We start from the raw sequence: 19,288 nt of genomic DNA, 5'->3' as shown, positions 1-19,288 counted from the left end.
CGTGACCAAGGTGATTATTATGCCTTGATCTGATCACTACATATTCTATAAGTTCAATTTATAATGATCTTGCCGTGCTGTAGACCCTAAGCTAGGCACTGCTGTCAGCATGGCGCTTAACCGGCTCATCGCTGCGGCAGGAAAGAGTTGTCTCACTCTTTCATCAACTGCTTGATACAAAGGCGTCAGCGCTTTCTGGCCCAGAAAATGGCATCTCAAGCGGCACAACAACCAGGCTTGCAAGTTAGATGCAGGCTCAAGCTGTTCAGGTACACACATTTGCTGAGTGTCTACCATGTACTCAATCACTTGCGAAATACTGCGCCGGGTTCCGGGGTAATCCTTTGCCAATTCGTTTTCAATGCGAACGTCCTCAATGATATTGAGAAGTGCCTTACGGATCGGTTTAGACGACGCCTTCTGCACCATGTCAAAATTGGTATGCCGAATATGCGCCGCTTCATGAGCCAGATAACCCCAAGCTATCTGTTGATAGTGTGGGTCGTCTGGGTTTGCTGTTGGGATCACAATCCGCTCACCATCGGTAAACGCATCTTGTCCTTGAATAAGCACCTTCACACCAAACTTTTCGCCATAAGCGGCGGCAACGATTGGCAGTGCGTTTTTTAATGGATGATTCATGGGAGTCTCCTAATTATTAGGGGGAATACTCCCTCAGCGGGAGCGTTTCCCCGCTGGGAATGTAAGTGTTTAAACCTGTGCTTTTAGCTTATCCAGGTCGTATTTTTGACCTAACCAAGCCACCAATTGAGCTGGACTCTCGTGCTGCTCAAATGACGTTTTAAGCTGGTCTAAACTCAGGATGTCATCCAATGTCAGACCGTACTGGTCTTGTAACTGAGTAGACACCTCGTGTTGATATTGCAGCCAGGCCCGCTCATAAGCGGTTTGCTGCAATGCCATGTTTGGAACAAATACCATGGCCGTTACCCAAACTCCTTGTGCGTCCGCATCTGCGATCAAAACAGGGTTCTTGGGGATCACGACACTATGTGTTGAGTACGACCGTTGTACTAACGTTCGACAACACGCCACTTCTGGTATCGATTCACTTTCAACCGCATCAGTCACACCACGAAAATGTGCTTCAAACTGGTTCAGTTGGCTGGGGTTATGGATGGTTGATTGCATAATTTCCTCTTACATAGTTCAGAGGACATGCGCCCTTCAGGGCAACATGCCCTCAAGGACGTTAGAAATAAAATGAGTTTGGTACAGTCGAACCAAGGTTTGGTCTGACGGTTGGTTGTGGTATTGCACACAAGTTATCTGCCTGAGCAGATACTGGCTGTGCGGGTTTAGGTTCAGGTTTGGGCATCAGTTGTCTGATATCCAATTGTCCTTCACCGTGCATTCTCATCTTGTCTGGATCAGACAAAATTAAAATGGTCGCCATCAGTTCGTGATAGAGATTGTCTGTCACAGGGCCGGTCTTCGGCAGACGAACAAATAAATTGTCCATCGCTTCGACCATCGGCTGAACTCGATGATCCAGGAATGACAAACCATCCAACTTGTCTCTTAACCGTTTGAGAGGGTTAAGGGCTCGCTGACTGATTTGATTCTTACCTGCAACGGAACGCTCAAAGAGATCATTGGCATCACGAGCCACCTCCCTAAAGAGGGTGTGTCCCATACCATTGACCTTGTCATCTAAGCCACCAGCTTGGTCAGCCGGTTGCATTCGATAGATGGCATAATCGAACTGAAGCCGTTGTTCCACGTCTTCGATGGGTGACAGCGCACGCCGGATTGCATCTGCAAATTCCGGGTGTTTTGCAACCCAGTCAAACGTCACCTGATCATAGTTGTCCAAGAACAACTGCTTGCACTGCGCAAACTCCTGACCGATCCGGTCAAGTTCTGGAACAATTTGATCAATTCGGTCTTCAGGGACGGCATAGCCACCTAAGAACCGCACACCGACTTGCTCACACAAGCGCTGCGCTTCTTTCTTAAGCCTTTCAAAGTTCGCCAATGCCTCAGGGTCGCAAATTTTTTTACTCCCTAAGCTGGCAACATCCTTCGGTGGAAGTTGGCTGCCATTGGCTAGTCTGAAATCTTCAGGCCTTAGTTTTTTTCTACCGCTCCAGATGGAACAGTCGATGTGACAAATCAAAAGTTTGTCGAGGGTTTGAATACTCATAGTACATCCTCATGCGAGATGGGGACGCACCACTCCCAACAGGAGCAATGGCCCCCATTTGGGTGGTAGTCGTTGACGCGCTAATGGCAACATCACTATCAGAAATAGTAATTTTGCGAATCAGGCGACGATTGGTTGAGATCGATTTTCGCAGGCATTAAGTCCAGTGCTTCAGCAATCGGGCGAACCCGCTCTAAATCACTGCCTAGTAACCGCAATACATCTTTTTCCAACTTCAGTTGGTCGGATACTTCTATCCCTTCAGGACTCGCTACTGTGAGCGAACACAATGGTGGTAATTGACGCTTAAAGGCCAGTAACAGCAACAATGGCCACGGGCCATCATCAGTGTTAACAATGCCAGCGCCTTCACCTGACACCATGCTGATTTGATTGGTACTAGGTAATCCGCTTTTGCAAAACCCTAATGACCATTCTCCAATCCTGACCTGGTTATCATCAATAACAGCCAAGCCATAGGCTTCAAGCAGCTTTGCCATATCGAACAACGCTTTTTGCGCCAGCGAGATTTGGCCATTGACGTCCTTGCGAGTACGAAACTCCCAACTGACGTTATTGGCGCACGCGACGCTATCAAGCGCATTTGAGAGTTCAAATGGCCGCCCTTGATGATCAATGCCGACGTGTCCAACAAATCGATAACCCTTGTTGATTTTCTCATTGATTCTTCGGTCTGCTTCAGCCTTAGGATCAGTCGAGTCAATCAATCGCTGCTGCGACAATTGACCGGCTTTTCCAAACCGAACTTCAATCTCCTGGGTATCTGATCCAACGTAAATGGCCCATTCTTTGGCTGTCCCATCAGAATGACTGTAACGGTAAAGAGCAAAGCACTTATCCATCATCAATCCTCCCAATGGTCACCGAAGACATCAGCGGCAATACGGTGAATGGCTTCTCGTTGCTCCAACTCAGCACGAGCCGTCAAAGACCGAACCAGTGCATATTCCACTGCGTTAGGAGCGCCTTTAAAAGCAAGTGTTAACTTTGCCCAGCGCACCAAGGTCCGAGTGGACATGGTGATACTAAGCTCAGCACCGCCATCCGCGCCCCCAATAAAGAGACGACGAATGTCACCAGCCACTTTCACCATTTTTTGGCGAAAGACTTCTGGCAAGCCCGGCGCAACGTTCTCCAGAATGGCTTCCTCTACAGAAGGCTCTGCATAGGTCGCTTCGATGATTCTAAAGCGATCAAGAAAAGCCAAATTCTGTTGGAGCACACCTTGATACAAGCCCGTTTGGTCACCGCTGCCCGCACTGTTGCCGGTAGCGATAAAACGAAACTTGGCATGTGGCATGATGATCTCACCGCCATTTTGTGCGATGACCAACGGGGCACCTTCCAAAATGTCATTGAGCCCAGCCAATTCAGCAGGCTCAGCAAGATCCATTTCATTAATGATCAGCAAATGGCCATGCTTGACAGCCAGTGCCAGCGGTCCATACACAAAGGTCATGTTGCCATTAACCAGCGTGTGGTGACCGATAAGATCGGACAACTCCAATCGACCGTGCGCAGTAATTTGCTGAACAGGCCAATTCAATCGAGAAGCAACTTGGCAAATTAGCGAGGTCTTACCGCATCCAGTGGGGCCTGTAATATACAAACCGTCACCGTCTGGGTGAGACAAAAACGCCAATACGTCACGTAAGTCTTCTTTTCTAAAAACATACTCGTCCTTGCGAACGGGAATGTTTGGATGGGTAGTGTCGGCACTAAATCCTTCCAGAACGAAAGCATCAGGAGCCGGGACATTAAACGCTTGATTCACTTGAACCAAAAATGGGGATTGTTCAGTCATGGTAAACCTCATCAGTTTTGACGAGGCCCCATGCCCCAACAGGGAATGAAGTCCCCGTCGGGTGGTGTGTTGATTGTGGTATGGCTGTGTATGTAAGAGTTCAGCTCGCTCTATCATTCGTACCCAGCATTGGCTACGAGTGAAACTGCTTTCTGATGCACTCGATGTAAGCGCATGAGAAAGGAGCCGACATCGGCTCCAAGTGAACGTTAAAAATAAAATGAGCTCGGCGAGTCACCTGGCAGAACCAAGTTTTCTTGCTCAAGACTGATTTTGATTGGTGTTTCAACGAGCTGCTCTGGCTTATTGGTGCTGATGCGCAACCGCTCTTGTGGCGCTTTTCGGTAAGCGGCTAAAACCTGTTCATCCAGATCGCCTAACTTATCGGTGGCCAATTGCTTATAGTCCACCGTGCCCGCCATCATGTAGCGACTGAGTTTGACCCCAGCATAATCCGCATGAGCGTAGTTACCCATCATAGCGACCAATTTTGACTGAGCGTCTCGCATTTCCTCTTTCAAAGATTTAATGTGATTTTCCAGTCGAACCACTTCGGCATGTGCTGAGCAATACTGGCGAGACAACGATGTCCAGCGGTATTGGGCTTCACCCTTGGGAACAAAACAATCTTGCTCAGGGCATTTTGACGGTTCTTTTTTGGTCTGTACTAACTCCCAAAACTGAAGCGCTGTTTCTTGCAACTCAGTTAAGAACGCGGCGTCTCGTTGTATTTCAAACTCAATCAGTTGAGCGTCAAAATAGAATACCAACCAACCACGAGTGCTATTGGCGACCAGTATTTGATGCTGAACTTGCACCCAATACAACTGGTACGCCTCACTTTGTTCTCTGTGAGCTTGCACATCCTCAAAAACTGACTGGCAAGGACATTTCAATTCAACGGGTTCACCCGCATCGTTGATGCCATCAAAGCTGGCCCGAAAGATTGCGTTATGATCGGCTTCTGCACATAACGGCAGAAGAAAGTCATTGTGCGCATTCTCAAATGCTCGCCTTGCTTGAGGCTCCAACCGAATACCGCGAAGCACATTAGGATTATTCGACAGGTCTTCCGGTAATACGAATCCGGTTTTTTCTGCCCACAATCGCCAAGGTGTTTTGTAGGGTGAACGCCCCATAATAATTGGGGCTTCAGATGCCGTAACCCCTGCAATGCGCCACTGGTGCCATGCAGGAGTACGTTGTGATAGGTCGATAACCTTCATATTGCCTCCTTTGAGGGGAGACTCCCCCGAAGGAGAGAACTCCCCTTCAGGGTTAAGTGGTTACTTTGCAGCTTGTGCTATCGCTGTTTGGTGCTGAACAACACTTGCTTGAACCGAATCAATTGCCGATTTACCGGCTTGAATCGAACCTACGACAAGGGCAACAACCAATACCAAGCGAAAAAGTGAGGCTGATTTAGTCATGGAAGATCTCCAAAAAAAGACGAGACCTTCCCCCTGACGGGAGAATAATCCCGACAGGGTTAGTAGAATGAATGCGTGGCGCTAAGAAGCTAAAGGCTGTGTGAGCGCTTTGGCTGCTTGTTGCTGTGCATTAAATATTTCTTGTTTCGCAAACGTCAGTTCAACACCTTGAAAATGTTCATTGGCATATTCCAATGCACTATTCCAAGCATTTGAAGCTTCCGCCCGCTCGATAAGCTTGTAAACAAGCCCTCGGGTTCGATCATCAACTTGCTCGGGTGGAATCACAGATGGCTCAACAACATGTGTTGCTTGGCCTTCGATAATTCGCTCCGCTTCGTCTTGATCGAAAATTCCCACAAAGCCAAACGCAATGCGGGAACACTGGATCATGGATTTATGTCTTAGCATTCGCTTAGTGTGCGTCTGCCATGGACCATCTACACGGTAAGGGCCATTTTTGCCGTTACCTTCAAAAGGCGGTCGATAGACTTCATCCAGGTATTCAGTGATTTTGACTGGGTGCGAACGGTCGCGCCGGTAGATGATGCATTCCATCCATTCCGGGCATTCTTTCGCGCCATCCAGTGAGACTTTGTTTTCTGAAGTCTTAAACTCCATGCCATCAAACTGGTCGTGTTGATTGATGATGCGAGACCATCCATCGACACCTACCACTGGAATAATCCCAGCTTGTTTATCAGGGAACGCAAAAATCTCTTTGGTGAAAGGGTTCAAGCCGTACTGATCTGCAACTACCAAGAGCGCCATCATCTGCTCATTGGTCGGTGCACTACCGTCACGTTGCTTGAATGCTGTTGCTTTTAGGGTATCGAACAGTTTGTTTGGATCGACACTAAAGCGCTCAGCAAAGCGTTGGATTAGCTTTGGTTTTTCCATTGTGGACTCCGACAATCAAAGTGGGAGTCTGCCCCGACGGGAAAGTACTCCCGGCTGGGTTAAAGCGTTTTCGCTCGGTTAAAAATCTGGTTCAGGATAAGTTTGTGCCCAATTAGCTTGGGAGCCCGCATCATCCGCCGGTGATGGCTCAGATGCTTTGTTCACACTATCAAGAAGCAGAAACTCGTCCGCGTCCACTTCGGTCAATCGATGCTTAATGCCATCTTTCTCCCATGAGCGCGTGCGCTGAGGCCCTTGAACAAAAAGCTTCGCTCCTTTTTGGATTAAATCTTTTGCTCTTAGCCCTAACTTAAATCCACCACGATCTCGAAAAACGACCCGATGCCATTCCGTATGCTCTTTGAGCTCATTGGATTGACGGTCGCGCCATTTCTCAGAAGTGGCCAGCGAAATGCTGGTCACTAAATCACCTGATGGATAGGCTCGCGTCTCTGGCTCAGAGCCAACGTAGCCTATGAGTGTTACTTGGTTTTTCATGATGTTCTCCTCGTCTTAGTTGAACTCTGTGCACACAGTCGTTTCTGCCCGGCTGGGCAAAGAAGGCTGACGGCGCAGATAGGTTGGTATTTCGAGTAAAGCCATATCGTACTGATGTGGCTCTTTGTAAAACGCAGATGTCAAACGGGGCATACCAGGAGCTTTAGGCACTGCCATTGGACGACGTTTTGGTGTTGGTGTGAGCAAACGCTTGATTTGAGTAAGGACAAATCGAAACGGGCGCACGCTTTGACGAGCAACCAATCGCAAAAGCGACCAGCTCAGTTTTGCAAGCAACATAATGCCTGCGATTTGGATAATAAATCCGAAGATATATTCCATTGGTGACTCCTTAATTTAGTTTTGAAGGAGTCACCCCCAACTGGGGAAAACTCCCCCAGTTGGGTGGTGAAAAGGCGAACCGCAAGGAACGCATGGTTGAGCATGTAAAAACATGCAGGCTATTTGTTTAAGGAGGCTAGCTACCTCTTAGTACCACTGAGAAAACTCAGCGGCGGGCTTCCTTTGAGCTCATGCTCTCAGGCGCAGATATCACTGAAACAGATCAGCAATATTTGAAAGTCAGTGTAACCGTCTTATCCAGACAGGATAGTCAGAAAGATGCTCAATTCTTCCACCTAGCTGAAAGGCCATTACCTCACAGAGGATTAGGCTAGGAACTGATTATTGTCATATCAGGAGCAAACTTATGGCCCAAGCAAAACCCAATTACTCAAAACCCATCTTTGAACAATCATTTACAATTAACAGCTTACAGGCGCAACGTGTCGTTGACCGTGTTTTTAGACGGACGGTCAGTGCGCTTTACGGAATCGATGTCATCCTGCGCATCATTGGCGATGAGAACGAAATTGATGAAGTGGAACAGATCATTAGCCAGTTGATCGAAGATTGCGCTAAGGCGGTAGACAACGAACAAGATCGTTTGGACAAACTGATGGAGTCCAATGGCATCGATGAAGTACCTGACTACACCGACCCGATAACCTTCAACGCCAAAATCAGCTCGCCCCAGGTTGGCCAGTTTGTCGGCTTAGTTCGCAAACTCGATGCATTGATGATTTCAATGGACACACTTTGGTTATCTAGCGTGCTTAGCAACAAACAACGTGTTGATGGCAACTACGCATGGCAACAGCGCATTATCAAACTGGCTCGACGCATAATTGATATCGAAATTCGAGCACGAAAATCAGCCCAAGCTAAGGGTAAAGAAGCAGAAGTTGAGCAAGCTGTGCCTTCAACCGATGACGATATCACTGAAGAGGAAACAGATACCCCCGCCAACTAGCCAACTGGGCTCCCATCAACCAGCCCCTCTCGAAGGGGCTCTTCTAAATTGCAGTTGTGGACTTTGTAAAACAGTTTTGGACAAAAACGCTTCAGAGCCGAATGACAGCTCTGTGCCAATAACGGACATTAGCTAGTTATATTTGTGCTGAAGATTACAACCATATAAGAGAGTGTCTTATATGGTTGTTTTTAACCAATTACAATTGCTGCATTAACTGAATGTAATTTCCACAAGTGTCGTCTAGTACAGCTATTTTCACTGTTCCAGCTTCTTTTGGAGGGATGGAAAATTCGACACCTAATTCTTTTAACCTCTCGAATTCTCTTTCAACATCATCAACTGCAAATGAAGTCCAAGGTATACCTGCTTCTCTAAGAGATTGTTGGTACAATTTTGCGGGTTCAAATGCCATAGGCTCTAATAAAAGTTCAACACCAGATTGCTCGTCAGGAGATACAACGGTTAGCCACTTATACTCCCCTAATGGAACCTCGTTTTTCTTTATGAAACCCAAAATTTTTGTATAGAAATTTAAAGCTTTGTCTTGATCGTCAACGGGAACACTAGTTACGTAAATTTTTAACATATTTGATACCTTAACCTGAATTAATAGAATATATTTAGATTAACCTAATTCATGAAAAAAACTTATTCTAGATTGCTTTGTTTCTTAGTTGATACTCTTTGGGAGTGCAACCAGCGCACTTCTTAAAAACCGAAGAGAATGTTGATAGGCTGTCGTAACCAACTTCAAAACAGACTGTTGTAATTGTCTCGCCATTTTTTAAAAGTTCTTTTGCTTTTGATATCCTAATATCTCTCAAGTATGCCCTTGGCGTTAAGCCATACATACGTCGAAATACTCTAACATAGTGAAATCGAGATAAGAAAGCTGCCTTTGCCATATCATCCAATTCTATTTTTTTCATATAGAATTTTTCCATAAAGGCTTTGGACTGTCTTACTTGTACGTACATTTTGGAACTGAAAGGCCCATTTTTATATAACCTATCTATTTCGGTCTCAAAAAAGGATTTGTGAGGATTCGACATACTATTTTCGTTAAAAGCCTTGCCCATACGTTCATCTTAGTTTATCAGAAAACACGACTTGAATTAGTTAATATTCTCAGTCCCTTACTATTGACAGTTGCCGTGCGAAAGAGCACAAATATCTGAAAAGCTGGAGAGACTGCTTTTCGCTCAAAGCCGACCTATAGAGTAATTACATTAACACGTTTTGGGGCAAAAGCGCGTTAGCTGAAATATGTTCGATCTGTGATCACAAAGTACAAAAATGGTTACTTTAAAGCGGAAAAACGCATTAAAGTAACCAATATGGAACATTATTGGCGCAGCTATTTTAGAAGGACGTGCTCAATTATTTCCCGAAATTTCTTCCGTCGCCTCCTGACGCAGTTTCTGTGCATCCATTCCGTTTAGCCTTTCAATGGCTCTGTCTGCGGCACTTTGACGGTTTCCATCCACGTTTAGCGTACTTCCTGAGCCAGTCAGTCTTTCCAGATCCAGTGACGGTACTTCGGGTAGGTTGCCTGTTATCGATAAAATACCTATCCATTCATCGAGATTGACTTGGCTCCAATCTACCAGGTTTAACTGACTCGCAGTCAAGCCTTCACAGTTGGGAGATTTCGCACTGCCCCAGCCAAGGCCCAATTGCGGACGCACTTGCTCTTGAATGATCCGTGAAAGCGGCGAAGTAAAGCAGCAATATGATTGCCGTTTCTCAACACAGGCACCTAAGAACTTAGACTTGCAGTAAGAGCCCACATAGTGACAACTCTTCAATACCCGCTTAGCGTTCATCTCAAACTCACTCTGCTCACATTTCCAGATAAGCTGAATGAGGATCATGGTGACTGAGTAAATCATGTAGGCCGTCATAACCGCACTCAGAACCGCGCCCGCAGCGCCACCCAGCGCAAAGTTACCACCCGAAACGACACCATCGGCTCCAACTGCGCCACCAACGTTACTAAACAGTGCCGATTGCGCCCCCGAACCAAAGGTCGTGCCTACCCACTCAGCCGTTTTGTTGGTCAACACCTGCATAAAGCCAGTCGCAGCTTGCTCCGCTCCCGCGCCAGCAGCCGTTGATGGCCCAGCCCCCATGAGAGAGTCCCATGCAGACACAAAAGGCTCTTTGACCGCACTCCAAGTGCTCGTGATTGGCTCCCTGAGCGTATTCCAGGAACCATAGATTGCCGACGACGGATTCATGGCCATGACTGCCGTATCAAGCTTGTTGACCGCAACTATCATCGTGATGTAATCCGATAACGACACGCCACTTGGCTTTTCACAGCAATCCACTATGCCGCCAACGGCTTTTTTGCACTGGCCAGCATTACCTTTAAAGACCGTACACTCGACGTTATCTTGGCCATCAGCTCCCGTGCATGACATATCATTGGTCATAAACTGCGCTGCATTAAGCATCGCAGCGGCCTCTGCAAAGTTAGCCTGCTTGATTGACTCTGGCTCTAAACAATCTGTGCCCATACAGCGAACTGGCCCCTCACAGTTGTATTGAGTTTCCATTCGAGCGTTTTGCACTTCTACGCTTTGTCCGCAGTCATACACCAAACTTTGGATATAGCAGAAGCCTTCATGACCAGCTCCGCCTTCAGTGCATTCGGTTCTGACATACTGGCAGGCTGGGTTTTGCTCCAGCGCGGAACACGTATTGGTGGTCGTGTTTTGTCCGTTATTGACGATGGTTTGTATATTACCATTGGCATCTACCCAGCTATCTGAGCTGCCCATGTTGAACTCTGGGTGAGCAGTCGAGGCATTGTAGGTCGCTTTTGCCCTCCAGCATGAGAGCCCCAGTCCATCAGAGCTACCACGACTGGTTAAATGAGCAGGAGACGAAACAACCGCCGGATAAAGACTTCCAAGCTTTGCCAACTCGCCACTACCAACCGTTAACCCCTCGATTCGTTTTGTCCCCGTATCCAAACACTGCCACTGCACCGCAGTAAACTGATCCGTTTGCATCAAGCATTGGCCTATGCCCGGATCACTTGATTGATGAACAACGTCTTGCTCTAAGTACTTGCCGGAGAAGGTCAAGGAAGCGCTCAGTTTCGCAGGAGCCAAACACTTCTGAACTTCTCGGCTGCAAGTGTCGAAATCGACTTTGTTCCAGCCGGATTCGCATCTGGAACGAGTGACTTCCTGGGGTTCATGCCACGAAATAATCGAACCATTGACGACTTTACACAATGAGCCAACCAAGGTTCCTTTTGGACAGGTCATTTCAGGGTACTTAATGGACGGTTTCGTCTCAGTCACCGTCTCCTTATTGCCCGTCAATGAGAGTGTCGTTTTCCAACCATTTGCCTTGGATGGCGACTCGGTGATTTTTATCTCAGTATTTTGATTATCAAAAATACTCAGCGTCGCGTTTCCAGTTTGCATGGTGTTACTGTGCTGAGGAACAAAACTGAGCGTTTCAGAGCTAAAGCAACCGCGCTCAATGGACAAGCTTTGTTGATGTGTTTCGGCAGATACACGTCGCTCTAACTGACACTGAGTAAGCGTGCTGATCTTTTCGCACACCTGGTAATCCGGTACATGCTTGGTTTCAGTAAATGGCGTAATCGTCTGAGTAGGCTCACAGGCCTCAAAACTACTCGGCATAAGATTGGATACCACGCACTTTGGATCGCTGGTTTGCAATCCACAGTCATAGGTATCGGTAAAACGAATGCATTCACCTTTATCATTGGTCTCGGCACATTCTGACGACATGAAGCCACAGGAAGGGTTCGCTTCAAGCACCTGGCAGGCCTGATTTTCAATCCCCTTATAGCTTTCGTCATCCACACTCACTTGTACACGCCGACACAAAGGCGATATGCCAGCCACAGGGCTTGGGGCAAAGTAGGATCCACAAACTGAAACACCATTGACCACCGTACATCCGTTGGTTGAAGACGGCTGATCCGTGCATTGAATGCTGTAGTCTGAAAACTTTGTCGGAATATCCGCTGCTTGTTCGATACAGGATTGCGGCGACCAACTATCATTCATCACCACCTTGGTTGGATCAAAGCGTACCTTGATGCGTGCATACCCCTCACCACTACCAGTGACCGATACGCGAATTTTTACCGGCACTTCTAAACCTGGTTCTACCGCTTTTAGCTTGGCAGTGAGATCGGTATTTGGATTGCGCTCCCAACTGGTACTGAGCTCGCAGCGACCTGCCGTTTCTGGTGGAAAGTTATTGTTCGGCCCAGACCAGACTTTCTGATCGCCAAGCCACACTTGCATGTAGTCATCCCATTTGGCGTACTCAAGTACGGCTGAGGTAATCGCATCGGGATTCACGACTTTGAGTGTGATGGCCTGTTCAAACACTTTACAACTACCACTCCAGTAGTTGTCGCCAATTCGCCCTATCCAAACCTCAAGACAACCCTCACCACAAGAGCGAAGGTTCATCGGTCCTGAAACATGCTCAATAATGCCTGCCGTGTAATCGTGAGTAATAGTGCAGCTGTTAACCGCTGTATTGAGCCTGTCACATTGCTGGTAATTTGGGCTGCCTTCACCTTGAGACTCACAGCCTGGGAAGCTTTGGGTTAATAGGTTGGGGTCAGTTTGAACCGCATCAGTTAATGCCCAAAGCGGATCATTGACCATATCTGGCCGAGACCTGTCTTTGATTTGCTGGAGCGAGCGAAACGCCTCACCCGTAGCGCCACTTTCGGATGCCATGCTCTCTTGGCGCTGCGTCCCCAATTGATTCATGCTGGCATCAGAACCATAAACGCCCGTTAAGACATCCAATGAACCCTGATCCATACCAGGGAAAAGCTCTTGCAAGTTAATCGTCTCATTTCCACTGCCATTCGGCACCGACAATGTATTGCCATTGAGTGCGGGCATCGTCCAGTTTTGCAGCAATTGCTTACCTTCTTGTTGTCCGCTTAAGCCGGATTGGCGCTGCACATCAGCGGCCACACCATGTAAGGGCAAGCACGCCATAGTTATAGATAAAATACCCGCTAACACTCGGGTAAAAAGTGTTGGTTTCATAGTTAACCTCCCGAGTTACAGCAGTCTTGCCAGCGCCACAAAATGTAGAGCGCATCTTCACCGGCACCGGGGATCGTTCGCCACTCTCCCCATTTCATGGTGCTTTCACCGATGACATGCGCACTTTCAGTTTCCGGTACAGGGAAGAACATACTCATCTTGTATTGGGATTTCGGCAGCATGGGTTCGATAACAGGTCGGCATAGCGCACTGTTCCCCATTGTTCGCCTTGCAAGACCACGCCTGTGTTGAGCCGCGATTGCTCGCGCTGCTAAATGGCTGGTGTTTTCTGCTAATGAGCCAAAGGCTAAGGTATGGCCAGATAAGGGATAGAGATGGCCCCAACTGCCAGCACACCAAAACAACTGGTCGATTGGTTTACCAAACGTTGATGAAGCAGCGTCAGCGGTACAAGCCGAAATAGCCAATGGATTGGCAACGGCAGCCGCTTCAGGCTGAGTAAAAAAGGCCAGTTCATCGTTCAGCCATGTTGGGTCCAATTCCGACAAATACATCAAGTCAAAGTCCATGTAACCATCGGCATTGCAATTGCCATCCATGAACAAATCGAGCATGACCAAAAGCAGAAAGGCGTAATAATGGTAATGGTAGAAAGCAAGATCACCGGTATCGTATTCACCCTCGCCATGACCACCTTGCAATCGCCTATCACCTAACGGTAAGCGAATCCCTCCCAGTGAAGGCGAACAACCTGGCGTTCTGACCAGTTCAATCAAACGCGCTGGCTCCCACATGCTGGTAACAATACCTGGCCTTGGCACACCTAAGTTGTCTTCACATAAGCAAAATGACTTGTTTGATGCGCCGCTTGGGACATTGCCAGAGCCAAGAGGAAGCCCTGCAACCCGGATAGGAAAAATGCATGACCAGCAAACATCCGTCAGCAACTTGCCCGACAATAAACCCGCGTCTGGGCAGGTCAGGTCGGCTTTAGCAGGAATAGATGCGCCCAGGACAAGCATGACAACGAGAGTCCGCAACCGACGATACGTATTATTGAGCTTTTTCATGAACAAGCTCCTTTGCTGGAATTTCTTCTATTTCAAACGCAAACCCCTTTGCTTGAACAAACGATGGGGTGACTTGCAGATCAAAGCGCTGCTTTAGCGAGGCATTGAGAAGGTAAACCGGACTATCCAATGTCTTTTCGAGCGCATTGAGGCGATTCCAGCCTTGGGCACGGTCGAGCTGCGTGGTGATAAGCGTAATGCGGCGCAGTGTCCTATCTTGCGTCTTAAGCCAATGCGCTACTGCGTCCACTTCCTCAGAGTTCGACGCATTAAACACCACGAGCTGCTGAGTAAATGGCAAGGCTTTGAGCGGGTTAATACGCGTTCCTGCTGGGATCAATGTTCGGCCATTAGCATCCAATAGTGGCCGCTGCATGACGATGGTTGGATCAACCATTCTTATCCGATACTGCGTGGCTTTGGGTAAGTCAGTAAATGTTTGGCGAGACCAGAAACGCTCAATGGCTTTTTTCTTTAACGCGCCGAGGTCAAGCGACTGTAAACGCTGCATCGCCACTTGCATCAAATCCGGTTCTAAAATCGAATGAATCGGACCGCGTTGACCCAATGAACCGCTATTGCCAGTTTCAATTTGTCGCTGCAACCAGTCCTTGCTGTAAACCCCTAGTGCACTTGCAGTCACCTTGTCATCGTCTATGCGGAAAATGGCAGGCACGCTAGTCACCCGCCAGTGCACAAAGGCTTTCGGATCGATTCGAACCTGAGGAACAGGATCAAGTCCCGCCATCAGGGTATGCCAATCACGGATAGCCGCCCCCAAGGTCTTTCCTTCAGGAATTCCCCGAAACAACACAATAGCGCCGGTAGCACTGGCCTCTTTAAATAGCTGCTTCAGTGACGAATCACCCAATGAGGACGACGCAAATATCAACCATTCATCGCTGTGTTTGAGCGACACAGGTTGTTCAACCGGTGCAAAAGGCTCAATAAATTCAGATGAGCCATCCACAGCACTTTGTAAAATGCTGCGGCTCATTTCGACGATCTTTTTGTCTTCGTCTGACAACGGATAAGGCTCTTGTGCCCAGGAAACTTGAACCCAAGACAATGGAGCAACCAACCAAAATAAGAGACATAGTCTTTGCATCATCTACCTCCTACCAAAGCGGCCAAGCGCGACCGACAATCTGCTCGCGCTTAACGGCATTCCAATAGCGGGAGTCGAAACTTGTTGCAGCCTCGCCGGAAAACCAATATTCGTTTTCTTGCAGCGTCAATGAGCGGCTAAATTCTGTTTCAGCCACACCAAGACGCTGGGCTAATGCCATGCCGGTAGAGACTTGAGCACCATTCACCAGCACATGCTCAGGAGTCACATTGACTTCATCCCCAGGCATCCCTGTTAGGCGTTTCAGCATACGAGTACCGTCGTTATATAACGGAGCAAGTCCTTTTGAGTGGAAGGCATACAAACCATCCTTAACGGGCTCTTTATTCCATAGGTCAATCAGGTACACCGTGGTATCAGGCAGGCAGCGCTCTTGCTGGGTATCAATACCTATTCGGTAGCGCATCATGGCGTAGGTGCCTACCAAGGCCATGATTAACGCAAGAACGGTCAACCGGATGAGGTATGGCCGCCAAGGCATTCTTTTACGGAGTATCTGCATGAGACACCTCCTTTGAGCCTACTGGCACGAATACAGAATCATCTGCACCCACCACCGCTTGGGCATCCAGCACGATAAAACCGGCTGCTTTTAACTTTTCAATTTGCTGATTGGTCTGAAACAACCTGGATTCGATGTCTTGTTCGCTGGCATTAGGACCCAGTGACAACACCGCCTCCCCAAAATCCACGACTGCAATGGGCGTACTTAACGCCAACTGGCTGTGGATGGGTTCGAGTGTTTTCATTAAGAGCCAACTGGTCATTAAACCGCTACCAGCAATAGACAAAGTAATAGAGGCCATAAATGGCCAAAGCGTGGTCTTATTCATAGCCTCGCTCCTTTAACAACTGGGAGATGGCATCAGCAACAGAAAGGCCTTTGCGCGTTAACTGCTTAATCGCGTTTACATCTTCTGCACGGGACGAGTACAACAGCTTGTGAAACGGATCGACGATGAGGCGGCCAATCCCGGTGCCCATCTCGGTAATAAAGAAAATTTCGGAATAGACACCCGTGACGGTATGAACCGTTTTCAGGTACTCATAACCGCCTTCACCTAATGGCAAACGGCCTTCTTTTTTGAGCGCGTTGATGGTTTCGGCTTTTTGGCCAAGCAGGTACATATTGGCCGAGTTTTCAGCGATGGCTTTTCCTGTAGGGCTGTCATACAAATCGTTGACCGACTGCGTTACCGTCACAGCACTGCCGCCATATTTTCGAAATCGACGGTAACCCGTTTCGATGAACTTACCGACATCACCTTGAGTCAGCAGATCCCAGGCTTCGTCAATGAACACAATCTTGCGACGATCCCGCTCACCTAAGTACATCTCTTGTTGGATTTGGTAGATAAGCTGAAGCAACACCACTTGTTGCAGGTGCTTGCGCCCCTTGAGCTCTTCTAACTCCAAAACGGTGAAACGGTTTTTGAAGCGAATATTGTTGTGGCCATTAAAGAAGCGGCCATATTCGCCCTGTGTCGTAAACGGATAGAGCTGCTCACCCACGTCTTGCACACGTCGGTCTTCATGATTTTTTAAAGCCTCTGCCACATCATCAACCAACATCGCACGACCTTTTTTCTCCCACAGTTCACGGGTCTGACGTTTTAGGTTGGCCATCTGAAAATCGGTTAATGACTGCGTAGGTGCGGCCATTGCGGCCAATAACCCAACCAGTACATCCGCTTCTTCGTCATAGTCCTCAACGATTTCAAACGGGTTTAAGCAAATGCCACTGTCCCGCCCGAACTGTAAGAACTCTCCGTCATAAACTTCACACAGTTTTTCATAGGAGCGGCCAACATCAATCACCCAGCATTGCCCGCCTTCAGATAAGTAGGAGGAGATGATTTCGTTCACCAGGAATGACTTACCCGAACCCGATTGCGCTGCTATGCAACAGTTGTAATTACTGCCCGAGTCATAAAGGGATACACTCATGATCTGGCCATTACGGGAAACAAAGTTAATCACCGGCGTGCCAGTGCCTTTCCAATCCGCAAACAAAGGCAAGAGAGGGATCACATGCCGTGTCGCCATGGTCTTGAATCGAAACAAGTCGTTCATCGCCTGGCGATCAGCACCAAATGGCAAGGCATTCAGGAAAATGGGCAAACAGAAGTACTTGTCTTCCATCAGCTCAAATCCGAGTTCTTTGAAATAGGTTCGAGCATTTGAAACAGAGCTGATGGACGCTTCTTCCGTTGGTGAAAACAGCGTCAAAGTCATATTGGCCCGAATAGGACGATCACCTTCTTGCAAAGCTTCAAAAAGAACATCAAATCCCTTTTTCTTGGCTGCAAGCACCGGCACAAACTTGAGCATCGGGCCATAGGCCTGATTGACCGCCCACTGACGCTTCGTCTCTAAACGAGATCGCATCGCCTCAGCTGAGGGAAAGTGAATGGTGACATTCAGCAAAAAGCTGCCGCGTAAACCGCGACTGCCCGTCATCATATCGCCCGCAAAACTTGCGGCATGACCAAACCAGATCCGCTCAGGCAAGCGCTTAAACGATAAGGTTTTAACTCGGTAATCACCCAACATTAGACCTTGGCTATCCACCTTGATAGCTCGGTCATAATCCAACACTTGCTCTCGAAGTGGTTTATCTGCCTCACTGCGGATTGGAGATGGATTACGCCAAGAAGCATCTTTTCCCCAGTTAAGTTGCGCACTTAATGCCGCGAGCCAATTTCGGTCAGTCATCTCAGTGACGCGAAAACCAACCGTTGCCAACGCCTGAGAGAAAGAAGCTCGAAGCGCGGATGCTCGACTCAACTCACGCTCCGTCGGTATAGGACTTTCCAAAGGCAATTTGCAGGTGACGATCAGTTGAAAGTTGCGTACCTGAGTCTGGGTCGATTCTTCTATCGGTTGAACCGTGCCCCCATCGAGGAAATCCACACGTTTGCGTATCGACGCCCTAAGCAATGGATCGGATTGACGATGCCGTAAGCCCATCATGCGCTGAAGGTCGGTTTGAATATCAGGGGATGCGTACAGGCCAAATTGCAGCAAAGTGTCTTTTGGCCAGTCGTTGTTGAGTAGAACATTAACCCTGTCTGCAACAGACTCATCACCACCCGGCAATGGGTCACATAGAAAACCAAAGCCAACACTCTGGTCTTCCATGAAAAACAGTTGCTCATCGTCGGAATAGGCCAATACAGGCAAGAGCTCTGAAGCGCGTTGCCCTGAATACAGAGAGGCTTTCATTAACGCCCCTCCAACCAAGCAGAAAGATCATAAGGACGGCCTCGGCTGATGCGACCATCATTGGCGACGATGAAAGGCACACCTTGAATGCCCAGGATTTGAGCCGTCACCAAGGTACGCTGCATTGGTTCTAAGTTGCAGGCATCATCCTGTTCTAGGTTACCAATCCGGCCATTCAGCAATGCATCGGTGGCCGCTTTTTTGTCACGCGCACAGCCAAGCTGGCGAACCTGACGCTCTGAATCAGGACCAAGCACTGGCACAGGAAGTATTTGGAAGGTGTATTCTTTGGTTAGCGGTAAAGCTTGTTTCAAAAGCTCATGGCAGTGCGGGCATCGTGGGTCAACAAAGACCACCACTTTCTTTTTGCCTTCGCCTAAAGTCAGTGGGTTCAAATCATCCATTTTTAAGCCAAGGCGACTTAAATCCAGCGTGTTTCCCGCTTCTCGAATTTCATCAAGGCTGGTAAGCGGCTTTTTGGACCAGGCATCATAGAGTGTGCCATCAATGACGAACCGGCCACTGTCTGACATGAAAACAATACGGCCATTGCTTTCGACAGCTTTCATACCCGTGACAGGCAAAGAAACCATGCCGTCAATTTTGCCAACGGGCGACACTTCAGACACAGGTTCGGCTTGAACCAATGGAGACAGCGCAAGCGCCAGAATAATTGGAGATAGTTTTCGCATGAGGAGT

Annotated in this window: 19 protein-coding genes and 1 pseudogene; 1 reads left to right on the top strand and 19 read right to left on the bottom strand. The window is 48.1% G+C overall.

The genetic code is table 11. The features are described 5' to 3' along the window. Positions 1–78: 78 nt before the first annotated feature. From HUS62_RS18565 to HUS62_RS18520, 10 genes and pseudogenes are all read right to left on the bottom strand, one after another. Positions 79–642 (bottom strand): annotated as a pseudogene (locus tag HUS62_RS18565) (hypothetical protein); the annotation flags it as partial. 69 nt (positions 643–711) lie between these two features. Further along, a complete protein-coding gene (locus tag HUS62_RS18560) occupies positions 712–1,152 on the bottom strand; it encodes a hypothetical protein (protein WP_118090121.1) in 441 nt (146 codons plus the stop codon). A 61-nt stretch (positions 1,153–1,213) separates the two neighbouring features. Beyond that, positions 1,214–2,167, bottom strand: a complete 954-nt coding sequence (locus tag HUS62_RS18555) for a DUF3150 domain-containing protein (RefSeq protein WP_175080742.1) — start codon at positions 2,165–2,167, stop codon at positions 1,214–1,216. A 98-nt stretch (positions 2,168–2,265) separates the two neighbouring features. Further along, positions 2,266–3,033, bottom strand: coding sequence for a hypothetical protein (locus HUS62_RS18550; protein WP_175080741.1), 768 nt, complete (start codon positions 3,031–3,033; stop codon positions 2,266–2,268). Beyond that, entirely contained in the window at positions 3,033–3,992 is a 960-nt protein-coding gene (locus tag HUS62_RS18545; RefSeq protein WP_086744530.1) for an AAA family ATPase, read from the bottom strand. The genes HUS62_RS18550 and HUS62_RS18545 overlap by 1 nt, the downstream gene beginning before the upstream one ends. Before the next feature lie 209 nt (positions 3,993–4,201). Next, complete coding sequence (locus tag HUS62_RS18540) at positions 4,202–5,218, bottom strand: YqaJ viral recombinase family protein (RefSeq protein ID WP_175080740.1); 1,017 nt, start codon at positions 5,216–5,218, stop codon at positions 4,202–4,204. A 60-nt stretch (positions 5,219–5,278) separates the two neighbouring features. Beyond that, positions 5,279–5,422, bottom strand: a complete 144-nt coding sequence (locus HUS62_RS18535; RefSeq protein ID WP_175080739.1) for a hypothetical protein — start codon at positions 5,420–5,422, stop codon at positions 5,279–5,281. 81 nt (positions 5,423–5,503) lie between these two features. Then, entirely contained in the window at positions 5,504–6,322 is an 819-nt protein-coding gene (bet, locus tag HUS62_RS18530) for a phage recombination protein Bet (RefSeq protein ID WP_000414662.1), read from the bottom strand. 78 nt (positions 6,323–6,400) lie between these two features. Beyond that, entirely contained in the window at positions 6,401–6,820 is a 420-nt protein-coding gene (locus tag HUS62_RS18525; protein WP_064663805.1) for a single-stranded DNA-binding protein, read from the bottom strand. Between the two features lie 15 nt (positions 6,821–6,835). Then, positions 6,836–7,162 carry a hypothetical protein gene (locus HUS62_RS18520; protein WP_064663804.1) on the bottom strand — a complete coding sequence of 109 codons (327 nt, stop codon included), beginning with the start codon at positions 7,160–7,162 and terminating at the stop codon, positions 6,836–6,838. A 367-nt stretch (positions 7,163–7,529) separates the two neighbouring features. On the opposite strand from HUS62_RS18520, the gene HUS62_RS18515 reads away from it, so the two are divergent. Then, entirely contained in the window at positions 7,530–8,132 is a 603-nt protein-coding gene (locus HUS62_RS18515; protein WP_064663803.1) for a hypothetical protein, read from the top strand. Between the two features lie 199 nt (positions 8,133–8,331). On the opposite strand, the gene HUS62_RS18510 is transcribed toward HUS62_RS18515, so the two are convergent. The 9 genes from HUS62_RS18510 to HUS62_RS18470 form a co-directional block, all read right to left on the bottom strand. After that, positions 8,332–8,721 (bottom strand): VOC family protein, encoded by a 390-nt coding sequence (locus HUS62_RS18510; protein WP_175080738.1) that lies wholly within the window; start codon positions 8,719–8,721, stop codon positions 8,332–8,334. A gap of 67 nt (positions 8,722–8,788) precedes the next feature. Further along, positions 8,789–9,064 (bottom strand): helix-turn-helix transcriptional regulator, encoded by a 276-nt coding sequence (locus HUS62_RS18505; protein WP_220095068.1) that lies wholly within the window; start codon positions 9,062–9,064, stop codon positions 8,789–8,791. A gap of 447 nt (positions 9,065–9,511) precedes the next feature. Beyond that, positions 9,512–13,204, bottom strand: a complete 3,693-nt coding sequence (traN, locus tag HUS62_RS18500; RefSeq protein WP_175080736.1) for a conjugal transfer protein TraN — start codon at positions 13,202–13,204, stop codon at positions 9,512–9,514. 2 nt (positions 13,205–13,206) lie between these two features. Then, a complete protein-coding gene (locus HUS62_RS18495; RefSeq protein WP_175080735.1) occupies positions 13,207–14,235 on the bottom strand; it encodes a TraU family protein in 1,029 nt (342 codons plus the stop codon). Next, positions 14,219–15,343, bottom strand: a complete 1,125-nt coding sequence (locus HUS62_RS18490) for a TrbC family F-type conjugative pilus assembly protein (RefSeq protein ID WP_135926306.1) — start codon at positions 15,341–15,343, stop codon at positions 14,219–14,221. The genes HUS62_RS18495 and HUS62_RS18490 overlap by 17 nt, the downstream gene beginning before the upstream one ends. Before the next feature lie 10 nt (positions 15,344–15,353). Beyond that, positions 15,354–15,866: a S26 family signal peptidase gene (locus HUS62_RS18485; protein ID WP_025673472.1), complete on the bottom strand. Its 513-nt coding sequence runs from the start codon at positions 15,864–15,866 to the stop codon at positions 15,354–15,356. Further along, positions 15,850–16,197, bottom strand: a complete 348-nt coding sequence (locus HUS62_RS18480; RefSeq protein ID WP_072155948.1) for a plasmid-related protein — start codon at positions 16,195–16,197, stop codon at positions 15,850–15,852. The genes HUS62_RS18485 and HUS62_RS18480 overlap by 17 nt, the downstream gene beginning before the upstream one ends. Next, on the bottom strand, positions 16,190–18,589 hold the full coding sequence (gene traC / locus HUS62_RS18475; protein ID WP_175080734.1) for a type IV secretion system protein TraC: 2,400 nt from the start codon (positions 18,587–18,589) through the stop codon (positions 16,190–16,192). Before traC ends, HUS62_RS18480 begins: the two co-directional genes overlap by 8 nt. Beyond that, positions 18,589–19,281: a DsbC family protein gene (locus HUS62_RS18470; protein ID WP_143692910.1), complete on the bottom strand. Its 693-nt coding sequence runs from the start codon at positions 19,279–19,281 to the stop codon at positions 18,589–18,591. The genes traC and HUS62_RS18470 overlap by 1 nt, the downstream gene beginning before the upstream one ends. Between the last annotated feature and the right edge of the window lie 7 nt (positions 19,282–19,288).

The organism is Pseudoalteromonas sp. 0303 (assembly GCF_013349995.1).
Lineage (GTDB): Bacteria > Pseudomonadota > Gammaproteobacteria > Enterobacterales > Alteromonadaceae > Pseudoalteromonas.
Note: the sequence above shows the minus strand (reverse complement) of the source record. Positions and strands in the feature narration are given on the sequence as shown.

Excerpts from the sequence above, each read along its gene's own strand:
- HUS62_RS18560 (WP_118090121.1), bottom strand. The coding sequence starts at position 1,152 with ATGCAATCAACCATCCATAACCCCAGCCAACTGAACCAGTTTGAAGCA.
- HUS62_RS18555 (WP_175080742.1), bottom strand. The coding sequence starts at position 2,167 with ATGAGTATTCAAACCCTCGACAAACTTTTGATTTGTCACATCGACTGT.
- HUS62_RS18550 (WP_175080741.1), bottom strand. The coding sequence starts at position 3,033 with ATGATGGATAAGTGCTTTGCTCTTTACCGTTACAGTCATTCTGATGGG.
- HUS62_RS18545 (WP_086744530.1), bottom strand. The coding sequence starts at position 3,992 with ATGACTGAACAATCCCCATTTTTGGTTCAAGTGAATCAAGCGTTTAAT.
- HUS62_RS18540 (WP_175080740.1), bottom strand. The coding sequence starts at position 5,218 with ATGAAGGTTATCGACCTATCACAACGTACTCCTGCATGGCACCAGTGG.
- HUS62_RS18535 (WP_175080739.1), bottom strand. The coding sequence starts at position 5,422 with ATGACTAAATCAGCCTCACTTTTTCGCTTGGTATTGGTTGTTGCCCTT.
- bet (WP_000414662.1), bottom strand. The coding sequence starts at position 6,322 with ATGGAAAAACCAAAGCTAATCCAACGCTTTGCTGAGCGCTTTAGTGTC.
- HUS62_RS18525 (WP_064663805.1), bottom strand. The coding sequence starts at position 6,820 with ATGAAAAACCAAGTAACACTCATAGGCTACGTTGGCTCTGAGCCAGAG.
- HUS62_RS18520 (WP_064663804.1), bottom strand. The coding sequence starts at position 7,162 with ATGGAATATATCTTCGGATTTATTATCCAAATCGCAGGCATTATGTTG.
- HUS62_RS18515 (WP_064663803.1), top strand. The coding sequence starts at position 7,530 with ATGGCCCAAGCAAAACCCAATTACTCAAAACCCATCTTTGAACAATCA.
- HUS62_RS18510 (WP_175080738.1), bottom strand. The coding sequence starts at position 8,721 with ATGTTAAAAATTTACGTAACTAGTGTTCCCGTTGACGATCAAGACAAA.
- HUS62_RS18505 (WP_220095068.1), bottom strand. The coding sequence starts at position 9,064 with ATGAAAAAAATAGAATTGGATGATATGGCAAAGGCAGCTTTCTTATCT.
- traN (WP_175080736.1), bottom strand. The coding sequence starts at position 13,204 with ATGAAACCAACACTTTTTACCCGAGTGTTAGCGGGTATTTTATCTATA.
- HUS62_RS18495 (WP_175080735.1), bottom strand. The coding sequence starts at position 14,235 with ATGAAAAAGCTCAATAATACGTATCGTCGGTTGCGGACTCTCGTTGTC.
- HUS62_RS18490 (WP_135926306.1), bottom strand. The coding sequence starts at position 15,343 with ATGCAAAGACTATGTCTCTTATTTTGGTTGGTTGCTCCATTGTCTTGG.
- HUS62_RS18485 (WP_025673472.1), bottom strand. The coding sequence starts at position 15,866 with ATGCAGATACTCCGTAAAAGAATGCCTTGGCGGCCATACCTCATCCGG.
- HUS62_RS18480 (WP_072155948.1), bottom strand. The coding sequence starts at position 16,197 with ATGAATAAGACCACGCTTTGGCCATTTATGGCCTCTATTACTTTGTCT.
- traC (WP_175080734.1), bottom strand. The coding sequence starts at position 18,589 with ATGAAAGCCTCTCTGTATTCAGGGCAACGCGCTTCAGAGCTCTTGCCT.
- HUS62_RS18470 (WP_143692910.1), bottom strand. The coding sequence starts at position 19,281 with ATGCGAAAACTATCTCCAATTATTCTGGCGCTTGCGCTGTCTCCATTG.